The sequence below is a fragment of the Rhizobium bangladeshense genome, assembly GCF_017357245.1.
In the GTDB taxonomy this organism is placed as follows: domain Bacteria; phylum Pseudomonadota; class Alphaproteobacteria; order Rhizobiales; family Rhizobiaceae; genus Rhizobium; species Rhizobium bangladeshense.
The window spans coordinates 2,647,644-2,666,665 of record NZ_CP071612.1; the positions used below are offsets into that span (position 1 = coordinate 2,647,644).

Below are 19,022 nucleotides of genomic sequence, written 5' to 3' on the forward strand. Positions count from 1 at the left end.
ACCAACAGGAATAAAGTGGCTCATTAGCTCCGCCGCCTTCACTGCGCCATGACGAACCGGCCAAGGAAAACCAGCAGCCGAGGTTCGGGATCAGGAATGTTGCGGCGCGCAGCAGCCGGGCAAGCCTCGCATTGACCGGTAAAAGGGGCACCGAGCGTCGTAGCAAACGATCATGCAAAATTCTGTTATATCAATAGAATAAAACGGGGCATTCAATAAGTACATCATCATTCCATTCCAACCCCAAGACGTCACAGCGCTCCCGTCGCTGCCCATCCCACTTGTAGCAGTATTTTCAATCCACCCAACCCCCAGGAGCCATGAGATGAACACAGTCACAACCAAGGACGGCGTTGAGATTTTCTATAAGGATTGGGGGCCGAAGAGCGCCCAGCCTATCATGTTCCATCACGGCTGGCCGTTGAGCTCCGACGACTGGGACGCGCAGATGCTGTACTTTCTCGATAAGGGCTATCGCGTCGTTGCCCATGATCGGCGTGGCCACGGTCGCTCGACCCAAGTCGGCGACGGCCATGACATGGATCATTATGCCGCCGACGCCGCAGCCGTCGTCGAGCATCTCGATCTCAGGAACACCGTCCATGTCGGCCATTCCACCGGCGGCGGCGAGGCGACCCACTATGTCGCCCGCCACGGCCAGCCGCAAGGCCGGGTCGCCAAGCTCGTCATTATCGGCGCCGTACCGCCCATTATGGTGAAAACCGAAGCCAACCCCGGCGGCCTGCCGATCGAAGTCTTCGACGACCTGCGCAGGCAGCTCGCGGCCAACCGCGCCCAGTTCTATCATGATCTGCCGGCCGGTCCGTTCTACAGCTTTAACCGGCCGGGTGCGAAAGTTTCGGAGCCGGTTATCAACAATTGGTGGCGTCAAGGTATGATCGGGGGCGCCAAGGCGCATTACGACGGTATCAAGGCCTTCTCGGAAACCGACTTCACCGAGGACCTGAAGATCATCACCGTGCCGACCCTGGTCATGCATGGCGACGACGACCAGATCGTGCCGATCGCCGACTCCGCGCTGCTTTCGTCCAAGCTCCTGCAGAATGCTACGCTCAAGGTCTATGAGAAATTCCCGCACGGCATGTGCACGACGCATGCCGATATCATAAACCCCGACATCCTGGCCTTTATCAAGGGCTGATCCTACCTCTCGTCGGGCGCTGACGAGGTGCCCGCCGACTGCGCCGCTTCCGGCAAAAACCGTTTTATCATGAAACCGTTTTCGTCGATTTGCGTTTAGCGGCCATGAAAAGAGAACGTGAACCCTCATCAAAGGCTTACCGGCAGGACCGTTTCGAAAATACCGAGCGAGCCGCAAAGGAAACCATCGAGGCGGAGCAGCGGGCTCGGCGGGAAAAAACCAAACGGCTGAAAGAACTGCGCCTGTCGCAGCAAGGCGGCAAGGATCCCGCGGTCAAATAGATCTGCTCACGCCTTCCGTCAGGCCGAGGCGCCATCGGTTTCAACTGCTCCCGGTCCGCGTCTTGCCGCGGGTCTCATATTGTTTTGATTTCGGACGTTCGCCCATCTTGCAGAGCAAAGGCTGCGAAATTATCTTCTTGCACAATAGCGATTCACGGCATCCAAGGGGCTGATTGCGATGTCAGACAAGCTGTTCAGCACGCGTGACGAACCACTCGCCTCCGAAGATCTCGATATTTGCAGGCGTGTGCATGAAGCCCTGTGCAGCGGGCTCGATATTGACAGATCAGGCGGACAAGCCGAACGTCTCGGCGCCTTGATCATTGAGCTTTATCGGCAGGGTGTGCATGATGAAGACCAGCTTCGCCTGCTTGCCGGCGGCAAGCGAGTCTGATGGCGCGCATTAGACCCTACCCCCTTGATCCTCTTCACGATCGATTTGGCCCGGTGCCTCAGAGGCCGTTCGCCTCTGTGCTCGTCGCTGCCGAGGTTTCGGTTGGATCGATAGTCGGGTCGGACTCGGTCGTTCCGGATACTTCTTCTGTGCTGTCGGTGTCGGCCTCCGGTGTTTCCGCAGTCGCCGCGGGATCTGTCGTCTCGCTCCCAGCAACGGTATCGCCGGTCTCGGTTTCCGTTGCAGGGGTCTCCACCGCCTGCGCCGCTATGGTCTCCCGCATCCGGTCAATCGTGCCAACAGCCGTTCCGACGCCGAGTGTATCCTTTGCCCAGCCCAGAGCTTCCGGAGTGACCGTGCCTGTCTTGGTCGCGGCAGCAAGCGCTGCCGACAGCGCCGCATCACCGAGGAGCGGATCGTCGGCTGGCGGAGCAACGCCGTTGGTCAGCTCATATTGAGCGTAAGCGGTACTGAACGCCGCGATCGCAGACATGCGCGGATCCGCCGTCTTCATAAGCGCATGGAAATTACGCTTCAAGGAATTGAGACCGGCAAGCTGCGCCGCAGGTTTCTTCGCCACCTTTTTTTCAGCGGGCGCTTTGACGGCAGCCGTCTTCTTGGCAGCGCCCTTCGTGGTCACAGCCTGCTTGGTCGTATTTGCCTTGCCTGTCTTGCCGGTGGACTTATTTGAGTTGCTGCCGTTTTCAGCCTTTCCTCGTGAGCTGGAGTTTCCCTTTCCGCCGCCGCTGCTATGGCTGCCGCCGCCATTTCCGCCTCCATTTCCGCCTCCATTCCCGCCACCATTGCCGCCGCCGCCACCGCCGCCACCGCCACCGCCGCCGTTGCCGCCGCCACCACCGCCCTTTGCGAAGGCAGGTGAAGTATCGGTAAAGACGATGTTGAGGGGCGCAAGCGCCAGCGTCGTGGACAGACAGAGAAGGCCGATAATTCTGGAGAGCTGCATGGTAGTCTTTCTGACATTGAGGATGACACCGATGTCAGGCATTGAAGCACCGGTTCCATAAGAACCAGTTTAGTATCTACTTGCAATTTGAACTTCTTGCCGAATTCCGGCACGGTTGGACGTCATTGGCCGAGAGTCAGTAGTTCTTCCTCGATCACCCCTCCGGCGCGGGCAAGGACCCCTGCCGCGTGCGAGACTGCCTGGGCGTCCCGGCCGCAGAGCCCGCTTGCGTTAGCGAAGACGCACATAGATCCGCGTCCTCCCGTTCCAGAATGAACTTTTTCCAAGATCCGCGTTATCTCAGCCGCATGCGTGACTTTAGGTGAATGACATGAACAGGCTCGCCGTCATTGCCTTGTCGATAGCGACGGCCTTCTCCGGAACGCCCGCTGCGGCAGGCCCGGCTTTTGTGCCCAACCCGGTTCAATCGGGGGCCGAGCCGGCGCCGGCAAATACTGATGCCCGGATCATGACCGTCGGTTGCAGCAGGTTCTCGATTGTCTGCTCCCGCTACGGCGATCGCCGCAGATATTACGGTAACCGGCGCTACTATCGCGACCGCCACTATTATCGGGGCGACCGCTATGGCTGGGACCGCCGCTATGACCGCAGGTGGCGGCGCCACGACAATACCGGCGCTATCATAGGTGGCCTTGCGGCAGGCGCCATCATCGGCGGCATCATTGCTTCGCAGCCGCGCGCCTACAGCTCCCATGCCGAATATTGCTATAGCCGCTATCGGTCCTACCGCGCCTGGGACAACACCTATCAGCCGTACTACGGCCCGCGCCGTCAGTGCCGCTAATCCGATCCCGAACCCGGTCGCCCCGCATGAAGATGCGGGGCTTCTTGATGCGAGATGACCACGTCGAGTGTTTCGCCGTTACTCCGCAATATCGGCCGAGCGCTCGGTCAATTGGCAGCCGCCGGCTTCGGCTTCTTCTCGGTCCATTGCGGCGGCGCGCCGTATTTGGCCGCCACCGCCCCGACCAGCCCTGGCTCGCGACCAAAGGCATCGCAGGCGACATATTTCGGTTTTCCGCCGAGCCAGGATTTCATCCGCTGGCGCGAGGGAAGCCGAAGGTCCAATCCCTTCGGCTCCTTGCCCGAAACCAGCATGCGGGAAAAGTCGCTGCTGAATTTCGCGGCAAGGCCGTAAGCGTCACCCACCTCGGAAACGCGCGGGTTGTTCTGCAGCGAGTTCGCGCCCCGCGCCCAGACCATCGCCGCGCGCTGCGCACCCGATTTGTCCACGGCCTCGGCCTCCACCGCCAGCCCGCCGAGGCCGACCGGCAGCCGCGGCACGCCCACCGGCAGCGCTAAGCCGGTGCCGACGGTCACCACGGTCGAAACGCCCGCCATCGTCTTGTTGGTCGGCACGATGTCGGTGACAACTGAGCGGATCGTCAGATCCGCCTGCTGGCCTGGCGCCACCATCTGGTACCTGTCGCTGAGCGAAATGCAGAGTGCCCGGTCGAGCGCATTGGAGACCATCGCCCGGTCGGCAGGCGACTTGACACGCGTCGCGGCGCTGAAGGCGAAACTTGTCGGCTCGATTGCGACCGTCTTTATCGGAGCGAGACTGAGACCATCGACATAGACGCGCGATTTCGACAGCTTGCCCTTTGCGGGGCCGAGATGTGAGTATGATGTCAACGTCCCGCTCTCCTTGAGCGGGACCGAGCTGCAGCCGGCCGCAGCCACGGCAAGCGCCAGCGGCAGGGCCAGGGAAAAAGCTCTGGAAACCGGTTTTGAGAAAAATGAAATTGATCGATTGCTGCGCACGCTGTCTGGCCTCCGTCGCCGATGATTGCCGGTGAAACTGGCGGCCAAGAATTGCCGCAGCATTACATCTTTCCCGAAGCGCAGGCCGTCGGAACAGGCTTATCCGAGCCGGATCGCCACCTCGGTGCCGGCAGCACGGCTCTCGATATAAACCTCGCCGCCATGGTTCAGCACGATCTGCTTGACGAGGCTGAGGCCGAGCCCCGCCCCCTTGCTCTTAGGGGTGACGCGGTAGAAGGGCTCGAACACTAGTTCCCGGTGCTCGGCAGCAATGCCCGGCCCCTCATCTGCGACGCTGATCCGCCCGCCGCCGGCAGCCGACACCGACACCGTAATCATGCCGCTGCCGCCGCCATGGTCGATTGCATTGCGCACCAGATTGCTGACCGCCCGCGGCAGTGCCGAAGGACTGCCCTGGCGTTTCAGGCTCGCGACCTCACTCTGGAACGAGATCTGGTAGCCGCCGCCGATTGCAAGCGGCGCAAGATCGGCCACTACACCACGGGCGATTGCGACGAGATCGACGGTCTCACGCAGATCTGTCGCCTGGTCGTTGCGCTCGAAGTCGAGCAGTTGTTCGGCCGTCTCGGCGAGACGCGCGACGTCGTCGAGCAATCGCCGCCGGTCCTGCCCCTCCGCTGTTCCGTCGATCCGCGTCTGCATGATCGCAATCGGCGTTCTCAGCTCGTGCGCCGCATCGATCAGGAAGTGCTGCCGTTTGCGGTGCTCGTTTTCCAGCCGGTCGAGCGCCTCGTTGAATGCGATCACCAGCGGAGCGACCTCCCTCGGAATGCCATCCAGCGGCAGGCGCGCATGGTAGCGGCGCGGTTCGATCTCCGATGCCTTGCGAGCGGCCTCGCTGACACTGGCGAGGCCTCGCCCTACGATCCTGGGAACGGCGAGAAAAACCGCGGGCAAGGCGATGGCGAGGAGTGGGATATAGATCGGATAAGCGATTCCCATCAGCATAAAGACAGGCCAGCCCTTGTCGGCGACACCGCCGAAGAGCACCCGCAGCTGACCGATCGCGGTCTCGACGCTCTCGACCGAAGCGATCTCTTCCGTGCCGTCCGATCCCCTGACATCGGCCCCTTCGAACAAATGAGTCAAACGTGCAAGTTCACTATAGGCCGCGGGGATGGCGCCGTAGGAGACAAAAGAACCGTTCGTCGTGGCAGCGACATACCACAGCCCGTCATACTGTTGCTTGAGCGCTTCAAGTTCCGGCGTATCCTCTATTTCAAGCCGTCATTCGGAATCGAGCGCAACGGCCGGAGCCAGCACGGCGGTGATATGGTCCTCCAATGCGACATTCGGCGAGAGGATTGACGCGGCGTAGAAGCAGAGCCCTATGATGACGGCCGTCACCACGGCGACGAAGACGAGGCTCAGTTGCCAGCTGAGCCGCCACCAGAGCGAGGGATTGGCGTTTCCTGTCCCGGTCATCACTCTTCCCTAAGGAGATAGCCGACGCCGCGAATGTTGTGGATCGAAACCCCGGCACCGGCATCGGAAAGTCGCTTGCGCAGCCGCGATATGTGCGCGTCAAGCGCGTTCGACTGGATTTCTTCTTCATAATTGTAGACCGCCGCCTCCAACGTCGAGCGCAGAACGGTCTTCTCCTTGCGCTTGGCGAGGGCCGCGAGCACCAGAAGCTCGCGCCGGGGCAGATCGAGCGGCACATCGCCGACGGCAACGCTCAGATGCAGCGGGTCGATTACCATACGCCCGGCAGTGATCTTGAGCTCCGAGAGGTTTGGTGAGCGGCGTAGCACGGCCCTCAGCCGCGCCATGAGCTCCTCGACCAGAAACGGCTTGCCGAGATAATCGTCGGCGCCGAGATCTAACCCTTCCACCCGCTGCTTCGGCTCATTCAGCGCCGTCAGCACGATAATCGGGGTGTCCTTGCCCGTGCGCCTGAGCTCAGGAATGAAGCGCAGCCCCTCGCCATCGGGCAGGCGCCGGTCGAGCAGGATCGCGTCATAGTGGTTCTGCCGCGTCAGCTCAACGGCATCGCCCAGATGCAGCGTGTGGTCGGTTACGATCCCATGCTTACCAAGCGCCACAGACAGCGCCCCGGCCAGTTCCCTCTCATCCTCGATCAACAGAATCCGCATCGCCCACCATTCCTTGCGCCCGGTTTCGGCCGCAAGGGTTGCAGCAACATTGCGGAACTTGAAAGGCAGCAGGTCATGCTGCTGCAATTGTTGCGCTGGAGGATCGGGCATCACAAGTCAGGACGACAAAGATGCCCCACCTCAAATCCATCCTCCGCATCCTCGAAACCTACCTCCTCTCCGCCTTCATCCTCGCCAGCCTGCTGGCCGGGCCGCTGGTTCTATTGTTCGTGAGGTAAAGATGCGGAGACTATTCATGCGCCACTGGCGGTCATTCATTCCCATTTCCGATAAGGCGATGGGGCATTTTAATTGCGCCATCCCCTCGTGGACAAAGGCTGTCGATAGTTTGCTGGCAATTTGGAGCTCGCAAGGTGAATTGATCAGGAATGCCCACGCAGGCGTGCCCACTAGACCGAGAACCGTTTTGACGTTTATGGTTCGCCTGCGGCGTTCGCTTTGAGCTCGCAACTTGCGATAAGGAGAAGAAGGAGGCGGCATGACTCCCGATCCTACGGGCTACATTCGTGGAAACGACCTCATCCTGAAGCGTACATTTCGCGCCCCCATTGATGACGTATGGACAAGCCTGACGAGTTCCAAACACACCGCGCTCTGGTTCGGTGGCTGGGAAGGCGACTCCGGCCCAGGAAAGGTCGTGCGCCTGCAATTGCGTTATGAAAAAGGTCAACCGTGGACGAACTTGATGATCGAGGAGTGCGAGGCACCTCGGCGTCTGGTCGTAACGATGAAGGACGACTACGGCGAGTGGCGCATCGAGCTGACGTTGACACAGACGAACGACAAGACGGAGTTGCGCTTCGTGCAGCCCCTGAGCGACCGGAAAGCCGCGGGCGACATAGCGCCGGGCTGGGAGTACTATCTCGACATGCTGGTCGCCGCACGCGAAGGCAAGACGCTGCCGTCCTTCGAGGATTATTACCCCTCACAAAAGGCACACTACCTAGCGTTCACGGACGACTGATTGACTGCGGACTTGATATTCAAGGCTCTATTTGGAGGCCGCTTTGGACGAACGAATCGGCTTGATAGATTAGCGTTGAGCGGCAATCAGTCCGCTCACGTTCACTGAGCGTGGGCGCGGTAGCCGACCTGCCAGCGAATATTGACCCCATTTTGTGGGTAATCAGGATGGCGCGGAAGCGAGCGCATTGGCTGAACGCTCCAGCGCTGGCAGAGAGCGGACCCTACGAGCGCCAAATGCAGACACGCCTCTAACCGCCTTGGCGCGAACCCTTCCACTCCCAATGCGCAGTTTCATAGTCCATTCGGCCGCTCCTGCTCGCCATTCTTGTCAGCGCACCGTCAGGCCCCCGCCGCCATCCTCTCCCGCACCTCCAGAAACGCCGCCGTCAGCCGCGCCAGCACCGGCGAAGTCACAGTTCCGTTCGCCCCACCGATCGGATCGGCGATGTGGATTCGCCGGAGATCCTCCATGAATTCGTCCCAGAGCGGCTGCCCGCCCTCTTCGAGAAGCTGCGCGCGAATGCTCAGATCCTCGCTCACCGGCAGGTGCCGCCTTCCCCAGGCGCCGATCATGGCGAAGAGCGGAACGAGCTGGATCGCCGGCTCCGTCAGGCTATAGATTGCTTTCTGGCTATGGCTCGGATCGTCGCGCTTGCTGATGAAGCCGAGCGAAAGAAGCCGCTTCAGCCGGGCCGCCAAGATATTGGAGGCGATCCCCTCCTCCGAATGATTGAGCAGATCGCGGAAATGCCGTCGGTTGCCGAACATGATGTCGCGGATGATAATCAGACTCCATCGGTCGCCCAGCACTTCCATCGTCAGGTTGATCGGGCAGCCGGACCGCAATTCTATATCCACTGGCGTCTCCTGTAAAAACCAGTTGCATAATAGGAGCACTCGTGAGAGAACACAACTAGTTTCAGATAGCAATCAGATGGAGGAAGGCATGTCCAAGGTGCGTGTCGCAGGATTTTCAGTTTCTGTGGATGGTTTCGGCGCAGGGCCGGAGCAAAGCCTGAATGATCCGCTCGGAAAGCGAGGGCCGGAACTGTTTCAGTGGTTCTTCCACACACGCACCTTCCGCGCGATGATGGGCAAGGACGATGGTTCGTCGGGCATCGACGAGGATTATGCGTCCCGTGCCATGGCCAATTTCGGAGCCTTCATTCTCGGGCGCAACATGTTCGGCCCGATCCGCGGCGAGTGGCCCGACGATGCCTGGAAGGGCTGGTGGGGTCCGAACCCGCCTTATCACGCCCCCACCTATATCCTCACCCATTATCCACGCGAACCGCTCGTCATGGAGGGCGGCACCACCTTCCATTTCGTCACCGGCGGCATTCATGAGGCGCTCGATCAGGCGAAGGCGGCGGCCGGCGATAAGGATGTGAAGATCGGCGGCGGGGTGGCGACCGTCCGTCAATATCTGCAGGCAGGTCTGATCGACGAGCTGCATTTCGCCGTCTCGCCCGTCGTGCTCGGCAAGGGCGAGGCGATGTTTGCAGACATCGATCTTCCTGCGCTGGGCTTCCGCGTCACCGAGCATGTCGCCAGCGAAAAGGCCACACATATCGTACTGGCGAAATAACCGCGCCGCCGGTTCAATCCGGCCACCTCTCCGTCGTAAGCGGCGTCGGAAGCACACTCATCCGGCACCAGGACGAGCCGGCTGTCCTGCATATGCGCGAGAACGTGCCCTGGGATGAGACAGGCCCACCGACCGGGGTCGCGCATTATAGCAGACGCTCGTCCGTGCGGATCGAGCGGAGCCCGGCCGAGCAGAAGTCTTACGGGTTAGCCCGGAATGACGACGCGGGGAGTTCGGAGGGGGCCTTCCGCTTGCCATCGCCTTTTTCGGCATTCGCCTTCTGCGACACCGCCTATCCAGACTGCGCAGAACATAATGCTCAGCACTCCTGTTCCTCGACCTGTCGTGAAGTAAACATGTCCAAATAGCTTTGGCATTGCTGCAGAATGAGCGTAGAGTAAGCGTCATCGGCCCATCGGATCATTGGCAAGACGCTTGAGAGACCATCGTGTTCTAGCCGCCTTATAGAGGGTACGAAGATGCTCTTGTCGTTTATTTCACTCGACGACAGCGAAATAACCATCGTCACCGACGCCGTTCGGCAATGGTGCTGCGAGAAAAAGCTTGACATCGACAGCATCGAAGGGCGCCGCGCCATCGCCGTTGCCGTAGACCTCGTTCAAATGAATCTCGCCCGGGACAGACTTCTTGCCGAACTGTCGAAGCAGTTGGACCACCGCTAGATATCGAAATCTGTCCATCATCTCTGCCGCACACATAGCCGTAACAGGTGTTGGATTGAGACGTCGGCGGATCAAGGAAAGCCTCTCATCCGCCGAGTTGCGGTCCACTATCAGGGTTTCACCCTGTCCCGCCGCATTAGAGCTTTTCAAGGTTGGCAACGAACATGTCGACCATGGCCTCGGCATAGGCTTCGATATCCTCCAAACTTCTGGGAATCTCGGAGAACTGTTTGCCCACGGTGGCGAGGGTCGTAACGATCAGGTCTCCGGCAAACGCCCGGCTTGCCTCCGTTACCGACGGCAGCACCTCCTGCATGAACAGCCCGAAAATCCGATCTCCTGACGCCCTCGCCGCCTGCGCCTCCGGCGCATCCCGTTAGAGCGGCGCGGCGTCGTGAAGCGCCACCCACATCGCCGCTTCCTCACACTCGGAGCGAAGAAAGGCGTGAACAAGGATGCGCAGCCGTTCGAAGGGCGGAAAGGGACTCTATCGTGACATCCTGGAACTGGTGGAGGACCGCCTGAGGCCGGGTGCCCTCATCCTCGCCGACAATGCCGACCTCCCCCCCGCATATCTCGTCCGCGTTCTCTCCCCACCGCAGGATAGCTCTCGCTCTGCCGTCCGAATGGTTATGCGCAACAGCAATGAAACCGCACGCTTCCTACGATTACTTGGCCTTCAGGCGCCGCGACCATCCGGAGTGCCCTTTCCGGCTGTCGCCCGATTGGATATTGTCGCCGTCCATTGTTCATGAATGAGAGGTTTGCTTGTGAGTGTCGGTCTGATTGCCCTCCTTGATGATGTCGCTACGCTTGCAAAGGCGGCCGCCGCTTCTCTGGACGACGTGGTCGCCCACGCGGGCAGAGCCGGTGCCAAAGCCGCCGGCGTCGTGATCGACGACGCAGCCGTCACGCCGCGTTATGTGACCGGCCTTGCTGCCGCGCGCGAACTGCCGATCATCGCGAAGATCGCCATCGGTTCCCTCAAGAACAAACTTCTGTTCCTCCTGCCGGCCGCACTCGTCCTCAGCCTTCTCGTGCCGCAGGCTGTGACGCCGCTGCTCATGCTCGGCGGGCTCTACCTCTGCTATGAAGGGGCCGAAAAGGTCTATGAACTCGTCATGCCGCACGCAGCCCATGCCCACGAGAATGCGCTCGAGACGATCAGCATCGATCCCAAGACCTTTGAGGACGAGAAGGTGGCGAGCGCCATCAGAACCGATTTCATCCTCTCGGCCGAGATCATGGCGATCACCCTTGGCTCCCTGTCTGAGTCCGGCCTAGCGATGCAGGCGCTGGTTCTCGCCCTGGTCGGCATTATGATCACCGCCGCTGTCTACGGTGTCGTCGCCTTGATCGTGAAGGCTGACGATTTCGGCCTCTGGCTTGCCCAACGCTCTTCCTCCGCTCCGGGAAGCACGTTCTTGCGCATGCTCGGGCGCGGCCTGGTGCAGGGCATGCCCTACCTTCTCAAGGTGCTTGGCCTCATCGGGACGGCGGCGATGATCTGGGTCGGCGGCGGCATCATCGTCCACGGTGCCGAAAGCTTCGGCTTTGCCTGGCTGAGCCATCTTCTTCACGATGCCGGGGAACGCGCCGCGCATGCAATTCCGGCGGTTAGCGGCGTCATTTCCTGGCTGGTCCAGGCTGCCGGCTCGGGTCTTGTCGGCATCCTCCTCGGGGTCGCGACCATCCCGGTCGTCAGCCACGTCGTAGCGCCTGCATGGCGGTGGTGCGCAACGCGGCTGCGCAGGATGAGAACTGCATAGGCGAGCAGTACCAGGTGTTGTGACTATGCCATGCGCCGCGCAGGAGGCGTCGGGATGGCTCAGGAGCCGTCACCTGCCCCGCCGGGCGACGAAGCGCCTGCGCCGCGGCCCAATCAGATACTGCGGCCGACGCCGGCACCGTCAATGGTACACCTTTCGCATAAGCGCGTTGCGCCGCAAATGATCGCGTCCATGTTCTTCTCGGCCCAGTGAGTGAGTGCCGAAACGGTATCCGTGCCGCCGACTATGCCGCAGCGCTGAAAGCACAACTCCGGCACGCGGACGGCGGCTCGCCGGCGTCCGCGCCGCTTCAGCCTCCCCTTGGGCGCCCCGCAGCAGCCTCGAAGGACGATGCCCACCGGCGGCATCCTATATGGCTGGTGCGATACATACGCGACCCTACCGCAACGGCAGTTCGAAACTCCGCTTCAGCGTTTCCATCGGCACGTCGGTCTTGACGCTGAGGACGCTCGGAATGCGCGTCAAGTGGTCGGCCTGGAAACGCCAGTAGCTGTGCAGGTCGGCAGTGACGATCCGAAGTACGGCATCACATTCTCCAGTCGTCAGGTAACATTCCATCACCTCGGGAAACCGCCTGACGGCCTCGGCAAACCGTAGTGTGACCTCCGCATCCTGCGTCTTGAACCAGACGCGGGCAAAAACCGTCAGCCCCGCCCCGACCTTTGCCGGATCCAGGACAGCGACATAGCGATCGATGATCCCGGCCTCTTCCAGAAGGCGCACCCGGCGCAGGCAGGGCGAGGGTGAGAGTCCTACCTCTCGTGCCAGCTCGACATTTGAAATGCGTCCGTCTCGCTGCAGCACGCGCAGAATACGGCGGTCGATCGCGTCCATCATGACCGGCATTTTATAGCTCACAATCGTCTCATAGTGGCATAATATGCCTCACTTCTGCAGTTTTTGGGGATTTTCGCAAGCTTCTTGCGCATGATTTGGCCTATCGTTCCACGCATCAATGTGGAGATGGCTGATGGCAGGAAACATAGAGAAGATCGTGCTCGCTTATTCGGGCGGGCTGGACACCTCGATCATCCTCAGGTGGTTGCAGGAAACTTACGGATGCGAGGTGGTGACCTTCACCGCCGATCTAGGCCAGGGTGAAGAGCTGGAACCAGCGCGGGCAAAGGCAGCAACGTTTGGAGCGAAGGACATCCGCATCGTTGATCTGCGTGAGGAATTCGTCCGCGACTTCGTCTTTCCGATGCTGCGGGCAAACGCGCTTTATGAGGGGCTGTATCTCCTTGGCAGTTCGATCGCGCGGCCGCTGATCGCCAAGCATCTTGTCGCCATTGCCCGGGAGGTTGGCGCAGACGCTGTTGCCCATGGCGCAACGGGCAAGGGCAATGACCAGGTCCGCTTCGAGCTGGCCGTCAATGCGCTCGACCCGTCGATGAAGATCATTGCTCCCTGGCGTCAATGGAACATTCTTTCCCGCACGCAGCTTCTGGAATATGCCGAAAAGCATCGGATCCCCGTGCCGAGCGACAAATTCGGCGAGGCGCCGTTCTCGATCGACGCCAACCTTCTACACACATCGACTGAAGGCAGAATTCTTGAAGATCCGGCAGAGGTCGCACCCGATCACATCTACCGGCGCACGGTCGATCCCATCCACGCTCCCGATGCCCCTGAGATCGTCACCATCGGCTTTGAGAGCGGTGATCCGATTTCTCTGAACGGCAAGGCGATGAGACCGGCAGTCTTGTTGACCGAACTCAACGAAATAGGCGGCCGGCATGGCATCGGGCGGCTCGATCTGGTTGAAAATCGCTTTATCGGGATGAAGTCGAGAGGCGTATATGAGACACCGGGAGGAACGATCCTGCTTGCCGCACATCGCGGGATTGAATCCATCACGCTCGATCGCGCCGCCGCACATCTGAAGGATGAGATCATGCCGCGCTACGCCGAGCTGATCTACAACGGCTTCTGGTTCGCACCCGAGCGGGAGATGCTGCAGGCCCTAGTCGACCGAAGTCAGGCCTTCGTCAGCGGTGAAGTGACGGTGAGGCTCTATAAGGGAAGCGCCTCGGTCATCTCTCGCACCTCGCCTTGCTCACTCTATTGCGCCGACCTCGCCACCTTCGAGGAAAGCTCCATCGCCTACGATCATCATGATGCCGAAGGCTTCATCAGGCTCAACGGACTGCGGCTCAGGAGTTGGGCAGCTCGCAATAGGCAATGAGCGCCTGATTTACCTCAGCGGCGCCATCCTAAGCATCTGCAGATGCCCTCATCGAGGGCATCGTGGTCGACATCAACCCGATCGTGCTCGGCGAATTCCTCTGCGTCCCCGCGGCCGAACCACCTACTCCACGAGTGCACACCGAAACAATTCAAACGATTTTAAACAGCCCACCAAAAAGTTAATCGATTTTAATTCTATCCTTCAATTTTTCTTGTTGCGACGCAAAAGAATTTAGCCATTAATTTCCGCAGGTGCTAAGTAGGTTCATTGGAGGAACTCGCATGACTGTGACATTTCCGCTGACCGAGAAGCGCGACGCGGAGGCGTTGCTGAAGCACCTGATGGTGCACAAACTCAGCTTTCCCGGAAACTGCGTCGTTTCGCTCAAGGCGCACGTTGCCCATGTCTCATCCTCTCATACAACAGCACTCGGCACCGCCCGTACTGCCTGGTAGATTGACGTCCCCAGCTTCGATTGGATGGTAAAGGGAAAGGTTTGCCCTTGAGGCATCCTCGCCCGTTCATCTGGCGGTATTCCTGCTCTGCCCTGGGGAAGAGGAGCCGAATGCTGTCATTGCAGCAGAGGAAGGAAGGCAGAACACAGCCTCAGCGTTTCATGAATGATCGAATGCCAATCGCGGCCGACAGTCATTGCTGTGCCGGCAGAAATTCCTATTCTGGGCGCCGCCGATGGCGAGGAAAAGCCGGGTTACCGGCCGCACGATAGGAATTTAGGTCCCATCATGACTGCTCTGACACCAATCCCTTATCTCAAACAAGGCGTGCTCGCAGCGGCCATGATGCTGGCGGCAATGACGACATCCCTGCATCAAGCGCATGCCGAACCGTGCGAAGCGGAAACTTTCGAAGAGGCGGCATACGTCGTCTGCACTCTGGGAGAGGGAAAATCCGACCTGCGCCTGTTCTGGAAAGGCCCCGATGGCGAACCATACCGCAGTTTTTCAAGCCTTGCCGAAACCGTTCGCTCCGAAGGGAAAACGCTAGCCTTGGCTGTCAACGCCGGAATGTATCGGGCTGATTTCTCGCCGATGGGACTATATGTCGAGAACGCCATGGAATTGAAACCTGCCAATACGGCAGCGGCCAGAGGCTCTGCCGGCCAGGTTCCGAATTTCTACAAAAAGCCGAACGGCGTGTTCTTTCTTGGTGAAGCAGGCGCCGGCATACTTCCGACCGATGAATTTCTGACGCGCGCCCCAAAAGTGCGGTTCGCCACGCAGTCCGGCCCAATGCTCGTCATCGCCGGCAAGCTGAACCCGATCTTCATCGTCGGGTCCACAGACAGAACCCGCCGAAGCGGAGTCGGCGTCTGCGCGAGCGGCGCGGTGCGTTTCGCGATCAGCGAAGACAGTGTCAATTTCCACGATTTCGCGCGACTCTTCCGCGACCAACTGAAATGTCCCGACGCCTTGTTTCTCGATGGTGGACGTGGTGTTGGACTCTTCTATCCGCCGCTGGGTCGCAACGACCGCTCCTGGCACGGCGGCTACGGCCCTATCTTCGGGCTTGTGGAATAGACACGAGGGAATTCGGCTTTCATCGGGCTACGTGATCCGTCAGCCGGGACAGTGCGGGGAAAGCGATATACTGATGGCAATTGCGGTCGCTGCGCGATTACGGCAGGATGCGGCGCTTGAACCAGGAATTGAACTCACGCTCATGCTGACGGGCTCATGTCATTGCGGCAAGGCGGGCTGGACACTAGAAGGCGATCCGGGTTCGATCACCGCGTGCAACTGCACCCTCTGCCGACGCTACGGCACGCTCTGGGCGTATGATTACGAAGGAGAGCGTATCGCGCTCACCGGCCAGACGGCCTCCTATACCCGCTCCGGCAGGGAGGCGTCGTCTCTTGAAATCTTGTTCTGCCCATCCTGCGCCTGCGTCTTGAGCTGGCGCGGTCTGCGCCTGCAAAAGGACGGCCGCCGCCGCATGGCCGTTAACATGCGGCTTGCGCCGCCGGAGCTCGTCGCTGATCTCCCCATCGATCATTTCGACGGGCTGGAAACATTCGAAGACCTTCCCTCCGACGGGCGCTGCGTACGCGATCTCTGGTTCTGACAGCCTGGCTTCTGTCGGCTTCAGGCAGGCGATGGCGCCTCAGCCGCGCCGGGCCGCCTCGATCGCTGCGACATCGATCTTTCTCATCGTCATCATCGCGTCAAAAGAACGCTTTGCCTGGTCACCACCGGCAGAGAGTGCTTCGGAGAGGACGCGCGGCGTGATCTGCCAGGACAAGCCCCACTTGTCCTTGCACCAGCCACACTCGCTTTCCTGGCCGCCATTGCCGACGATGGCGTTCCAATAGCGATCAGTTTCTTCCTGATCCTCCGTGGCGATCTGAAACGAAAAGGCTTCGCTGTGCTTGAATGCAGGACCGCCGTTCAGGCCGATGCAAGCGACACCCGCAACGGTGAATTCAACAACCAGCACATCGCCCTGCTTGCCGTCAGGATAGTCTCCCGGCGCACGCATGACGGCTCCCACTGCACTGTCAGGGAAAGTCGCTGCATAAAAGCGGGCGGCATCCTCAGCGTCTTTGTCGTACCATAGGCAGATCGTGTTCTTTGCCATTGCGTGGTCCTTCCCTCTCGGTTTGCAATTCCCACTCAAATAAGAGGCAGACCGCCTTTCTCCAGCCCGTGCAGGCTATTTCCGCGGGAGGCCCTGTTCGGTTGGTCCACCCGCAATACGACCCGGTGATACGCTGCCACAGCGCAGCCGAAACGTGCAGACCGCGGACGGGCGTCGACGACAGGGTCCCGGCACCCGACATCCATTAAAACAAAGATCTGGAACCATCGCTTGAATCAAATTCCGAACGACACGCTTTCTGTGTCCTCGCCGCAAAAAGCGTGTCAGACTGACCAACCTGCGCATCTTCTGCGCGCCAATCGAAAGGGCCGAAGCCATGCACAAGTTCACCGTTACCCTCACGCGCGAGATTGAGGCCGATACCGCCGAGGAGGCGGCCTTGCTTGTGTACCAGGAACTTTCAAGAGGACCCGTCCCTGACAGCTACTCGGTCGCCGACGAGACGAAGGAGACTAGAGAGATTAAGCTGGACAGGAACAAAGCTGACGAATTCGCCAGCATCGATCACACCGCCGATCCCGGCAACTGGTAGGAGCCAGACATCCAAGCGAAGGGGGCTTGGCATGAGCAATATGGTCGGTATGGCGGCAGAAGGGCGGAACAGCCAGAGTGAACAGCGGCTTGAAGCACGTTCTTGAATCAAACCCTAAGCATGGCTTGGTTCGGTGGGGCTGCACCGCGACTTCACCTCTACCTCAACGCGCACCAGCGCCGGTGAGGCTGACCCCTGAGATGCTGCCGTGGCGATGACCTGCACGAAAAGAAAGACCTGAAGCCCCCGACGCAAAGCCTACACCGACGCACCCAACCTATCGAGGATTGCCGAGGCGACGACTTCGGTTCCGGCGAGACCTACGGAGCAGAACAGCGTTATCTCCTCCGGCGATCTCCGCAGCATGAGGAATGCGATGGGATGGCGCGCCGCAACAGCAGAAACAGATATCGCGCCCAAGCAAAAGAGTCTCACCCTGAGGTGAACGCAGGGGCCGCGAAGAGCAAGGTGGATGCTCCCCCTGTGAGTGCAAGGCGCACTGCGGCATTTCAATACCTTTGCAAACCTCGACCGCGCCGCGACGGCCTAACCCACTAGCCGCCGCGCCATCATCACATCGTCGATCTCCCTCCCATCCTCCAGCACGGCGCCGGGAACGCGGCCAATCTCAACAAAACCCTGCCGCTCGTAGAAACGCATCGCCCCAGGGTTTTCGGCATTGACGAACAGCTCCAGCTGCCGGATGCCAATATCACGCGCATGCTCGGAAATCGCCTTGAGAAGCCTGACGGCAAGGCCCGTTCCGCGCAGCTTGGCTCGGACATAGACCATGACGATCGTGGCGCGGTGGGCCATCTTGCTCGACCGCTGCCGAAACAGGCCCATGATGCCGACGGGTTCGCCGTCCTGAAAGGCAAGGAAAACCGGCTCCTTCAGCCGATTGCGCCACTCCTCGAGAGACAGGTTTTCCCAGTCTTCGTAGCGGCTGGCAAAGGAGGCCGGCTCAGCGCGAAGCGCTTCCAGGCGGATATGCCGAAAAGCCTGCACTTCATCTGCCCCTATGAGCCTAATCGTCACGCCGTCCGCCTTCATCGCGACCTCCCGGAATACTGGAGATATGTCATCGCAGTTGGCTGCAGTGGATGCAATTGGGAAAGCGTCGGGTTCGGATTCTGTTGTCCCGTCGCGGCGCGCCAAGGCTCGAGAGAACCTCGTCCCTGTACGTTTGGTTGCGGAGGATGCGCGTTTCAGGATGAGCTTGGATGGATGTGCTATGGGTCACCCCCTCTGTCCTGTCGGACGTCTCCCCCACAAGAGTGGAGATTGGCAAGAGGCTGCAGCACCGTTCCCTCGCTGTCGTAGCGAAACAATCATACGACGGTTGGTTGGGGAAACCATCGCCCAGCCGATCTCCCTGCTTGTGGGGAGATGCCCGGCAGGACAAAAGGAGAGCCACACGGTAAGCCAGTAAAGGAAAAAGCCTCAAGAGACCCTCATCCTTAGGTGCCCCAAAGAAGCCTCGAAGAACGAGGCAGGCGCGCCCTCCGTCGTCAAAACACAAGGGCGATACCATCCACCATCACTGCGCCGGAGTTCCCACCCGGCCGCCCTTGCGGACAGTCGGCTCGCCGGTTGGGCGGAGATCCCATTGATCGGTGCGGACGGCTGGTTCTTGGGTTGGCCGCTGGTCACTCGCCCTCGCCGGCGGCTCGCGAGTCGACCGCACGACCAGATCATCCGGCTGCTCTGCCGGTTCGAAGGTCGCCTGATCGTTCGGCCTCTCCATCTGGAACGGCGCGATCTGATGGATGACGACGAGAAGAACTATCCCGACCGCCGAGCACACGAGCGCATAGAGAATGAAATATTTCAGTGCATATCCCTCGCTGATCGACAGAGCGGCCTTGACAGCAGCGCGAATGATATTTCGCACATCATTGATGGATACTTCCAGAGAAGGCAATAGATTTTAGC

20 protein-coding genes and 4 pseudogenes are annotated in these 19,022 nt (G+C 60.2%); 13 read left to right on the forward strand and 11 right to left on the reverse strand.

The window, feature by feature from the left end:
* Positions 1-325: 325 nt before the first annotated feature.
* Both J2J98_RS12925 and J2J98_RS12930 read left to right on the forward strand, forming a co-directional pair.
* Complete coding sequence (locus J2J98_RS12925; protein ID WP_064705358.1) at positions 326-1,162, forward strand: alpha/beta fold hydrolase; 837 nt, start codon at positions 326-328, stop codon at positions 1,160-1,162.
* Between the two features lie 459 nt (positions 1,163-1,621).
* Entirely contained in the window at positions 1,622-1,837 is a 216-nt protein-coding gene (locus tag J2J98_RS12930; protein WP_207601247.1) for a hypothetical protein, read from the forward strand.
* Positions 1,838-1,895: 58 nt separating this feature from the next.
* Here J2J98_RS12930 and J2J98_RS12935 read toward each other — a convergent pair whose 3' ends face one another.
* Positions 1,896-2,801 (reverse strand): hypothetical protein, encoded by a 906-nt coding sequence (locus J2J98_RS12935; RefSeq protein ID WP_207603124.1) that lies wholly within the window; start codon positions 2,799-2,801, stop codon positions 1,896-1,898.
* A gap of 331 nt (positions 2,802-3,132) precedes the next feature.
* Here J2J98_RS12935 and J2J98_RS12940 point away from each other — a divergent pair, with 331 nt between their 5' ends.
* Positions 3,133-3,606 carry a BA14K family protein gene (locus tag J2J98_RS12940; protein WP_207601248.1) on the forward strand — a complete coding sequence of 158 codons (474 nt, stop codon included), beginning with the start codon at positions 3,133-3,135 and terminating at the stop codon, positions 3,604-3,606.
* Positions 3,607-3,713: 107 nt separating this feature from the next.
* On the opposite strand, the gene J2J98_RS12945 is transcribed toward J2J98_RS12940, so the two are convergent.
* From J2J98_RS12945 to J2J98_RS12955, 3 genes and pseudogenes are all read right to left on the reverse strand, one after another.
* On the reverse strand, positions 3,714-4,649 hold the full coding sequence (locus J2J98_RS12945; protein WP_246569365.1) for a DUF3313 domain-containing protein: 936 nt from the start codon (positions 4,647-4,649) through the stop codon (positions 3,714-3,716).
* A 36-nt stretch (positions 4,650-4,685) separates the two neighbouring features.
* Positions 4,686-6,032: pseudogene (locus J2J98_RS12950) on the reverse strand (sensor histidine kinase).
* Positions 6,032-6,703, reverse strand: coding sequence for a response regulator transcription factor (locus J2J98_RS12955; protein WP_064706099.1), 672 nt, complete (start codon positions 6,701-6,703; stop codon positions 6,032-6,034). Before J2J98_RS12955 ends, J2J98_RS12950 begins: the two are co-directional and overlap by 1 nt.
* A 499-nt stretch (positions 6,704-7,202) precedes the next feature.
* Between J2J98_RS12955 and J2J98_RS12960 the strand changes: the two genes are divergently transcribed.
* Positions 7,203-7,688 (forward strand): SRPBCC family protein, encoded by a 486-nt coding sequence (locus J2J98_RS12960; RefSeq protein WP_207601250.1) that lies wholly within the window; start codon positions 7,203-7,205, stop codon positions 7,686-7,688.
* A 341-nt stretch (positions 7,689-8,029) separates the two neighbouring features.
* Here the strand turns inward: J2J98_RS12960 and J2J98_RS12965 are convergent, their stop codons facing one another.
* A complete protein-coding gene (locus J2J98_RS12965) occupies positions 8,030-8,548 on the reverse strand; it encodes a winged helix-turn-helix transcriptional regulator (protein ID WP_138393349.1) in 519 nt (172 codons plus the stop codon).
* Positions 8,549-8,636: 88 nt separating this feature from the next.
* Between J2J98_RS12965 and J2J98_RS12970 the strand changes: the two genes are divergently transcribed.
* Positions 8,637-9,278: a dihydrofolate reductase family protein gene (locus tag J2J98_RS12970; protein ID WP_138393348.1), complete on the forward strand. Its 642-nt coding sequence runs from the start codon at positions 8,637-8,639 to the stop codon at positions 9,276-9,278.
* 479 nt (positions 9,279-9,757) lie between these two features.
* Positions 9,758-9,961 carry a hypothetical protein gene (locus tag J2J98_RS30330; RefSeq protein WP_246569366.1) on the forward strand — a complete coding sequence of 68 codons (204 nt, stop codon included), beginning with the start codon at positions 9,758-9,760 and terminating at the stop codon, positions 9,959-9,961.
* 136 nt (positions 9,962-10,097) lie between these two features.
* Here the strand turns inward: J2J98_RS30330 and J2J98_RS12980 are convergent.
* Positions 10,098-10,439, reverse strand: a pseudogene (locus tag J2J98_RS12980) (TetR/AcrR family transcriptional regulator); the annotation flags it as partial.
* Between J2J98_RS12980 and J2J98_RS30335 the strand changes: the two are divergent.
* Both J2J98_RS30335 and J2J98_RS12985 read left to right on the forward strand, forming a co-directional pair.
* Positions 10,435-10,557 (forward strand): annotated as a pseudogene (locus J2J98_RS30335) (O-methyltransferase); the annotation flags it as partial. The pseudogenes J2J98_RS12980 and J2J98_RS30335 overlap by 5 nt on opposite strands.
* A 174-nt stretch (positions 10,558-10,731) precedes the next feature.
* Positions 10,732-11,730: a DUF808 domain-containing protein gene (locus J2J98_RS12985; protein WP_138393346.1), complete on the forward strand. Its 999-nt coding sequence runs from the start codon at positions 10,732-10,734 to the stop codon at positions 11,728-11,730.
* A 399-nt stretch (positions 11,731-12,129) separates the two neighbouring features.
* On the opposite strand, the gene J2J98_RS12990 is transcribed toward J2J98_RS12985, so the two are convergent.
* Entirely contained in the window at positions 12,130-12,597 is a 468-nt protein-coding gene (locus J2J98_RS12990; protein WP_138393493.1) for an Lrp/AsnC family transcriptional regulator, read from the reverse strand.
* A 124-nt stretch (positions 12,598-12,721) separates the two neighbouring features.
* Between J2J98_RS12990 and J2J98_RS12995 the strand changes: the two genes are divergently transcribed.
* The 4 genes from J2J98_RS12995 to J2J98_RS13010 all read left to right on the forward strand — a co-directional run bounded on the left by J2J98_RS12995 (position 12,722) and on the right by J2J98_RS13010 (position 16,021).
* Positions 12,722-13,936: an argininosuccinate synthase gene (locus J2J98_RS12995; protein ID WP_207601252.1), complete on the forward strand. Its 1,215-nt coding sequence runs from the start codon at positions 12,722-12,724 to the stop codon at positions 13,934-13,936.
* Positions 13,937-14,220: 284 nt separating this feature from the next.
* Positions 14,221-14,394, forward strand: a complete 174-nt coding sequence (locus J2J98_RS13000) for a hypothetical protein (RefSeq protein ID WP_167358937.1) — start codon at positions 14,221-14,223, stop codon at positions 14,392-14,394.
* A gap of 306 nt (positions 14,395-14,700) precedes the next feature.
* Positions 14,701-15,477, forward strand: a complete 777-nt coding sequence (locus J2J98_RS13005; RefSeq protein WP_207603125.1) for a phosphodiester glycosidase family protein — start codon at positions 14,701-14,703, stop codon at positions 15,475-15,477.
* 142 nt (positions 15,478-15,619) lie between these two features.
* The gene (locus tag J2J98_RS13010) at positions 15,620-16,021 is read left to right on the forward strand and encodes a GFA family protein (RefSeq protein ID WP_207603126.1); all 402 of its coding nucleotides are present in this window, start codon (positions 15,620-15,622) and stop codon (positions 16,019-16,021) included.
* A gap of 39 nt (positions 16,022-16,060) precedes the next feature.
* Here the strand turns inward: J2J98_RS13010 and J2J98_RS13015 are convergent, their stop codons facing one another.
* Positions 16,061-16,534 (reverse strand): VOC family protein, encoded by a 474-nt coding sequence (locus tag J2J98_RS13015; protein WP_207601253.1) that lies wholly within the window; start codon positions 16,532-16,534, stop codon positions 16,061-16,063.
* Positions 16,535-16,871: 337 nt separating this feature from the next.
* On the opposite strand from J2J98_RS13015, the gene J2J98_RS13020 reads away from it, so the two are divergent.
* The gene (locus J2J98_RS13020; RefSeq protein WP_064705370.1) at positions 16,872-17,087 is read left to right on the forward strand and encodes a hypothetical protein; all 216 of its coding nucleotides are present in this window, start codon (positions 16,872-16,874) and stop codon (positions 17,085-17,087) included.
* A gap of 258 nt (positions 17,088-17,345) precedes the next feature.
* Here the strand turns inward: J2J98_RS13020 and J2J98_RS30340 are convergent.
* The 3 genes and pseudogenes from J2J98_RS30340 to J2J98_RS13030 all read right to left on the reverse strand — a co-directional run.
* A pseudogene (locus J2J98_RS30340) lies at positions 17,346-17,447 on the reverse strand (ornithine cyclodeaminase family protein); the annotation flags it as partial.
* A gap of 186 nt (positions 17,448-17,633) precedes the next feature.
* Positions 17,634-18,140 (reverse strand): GNAT family N-acetyltransferase, encoded by a 507-nt coding sequence (locus J2J98_RS13025; RefSeq protein WP_138393342.1) that lies wholly within the window; start codon positions 18,138-18,140, stop codon positions 17,634-17,636.
* Positions 18,141-18,627: 487 nt separating this feature from the next.
* Positions 18,628-18,981, reverse strand: a complete 354-nt coding sequence (locus J2J98_RS13030; protein ID WP_245296670.1) for a hypothetical protein — start codon at positions 18,979-18,981, stop codon at positions 18,628-18,630.
* Positions 18,982-19,022 lie beyond the last annotated feature (41 nt).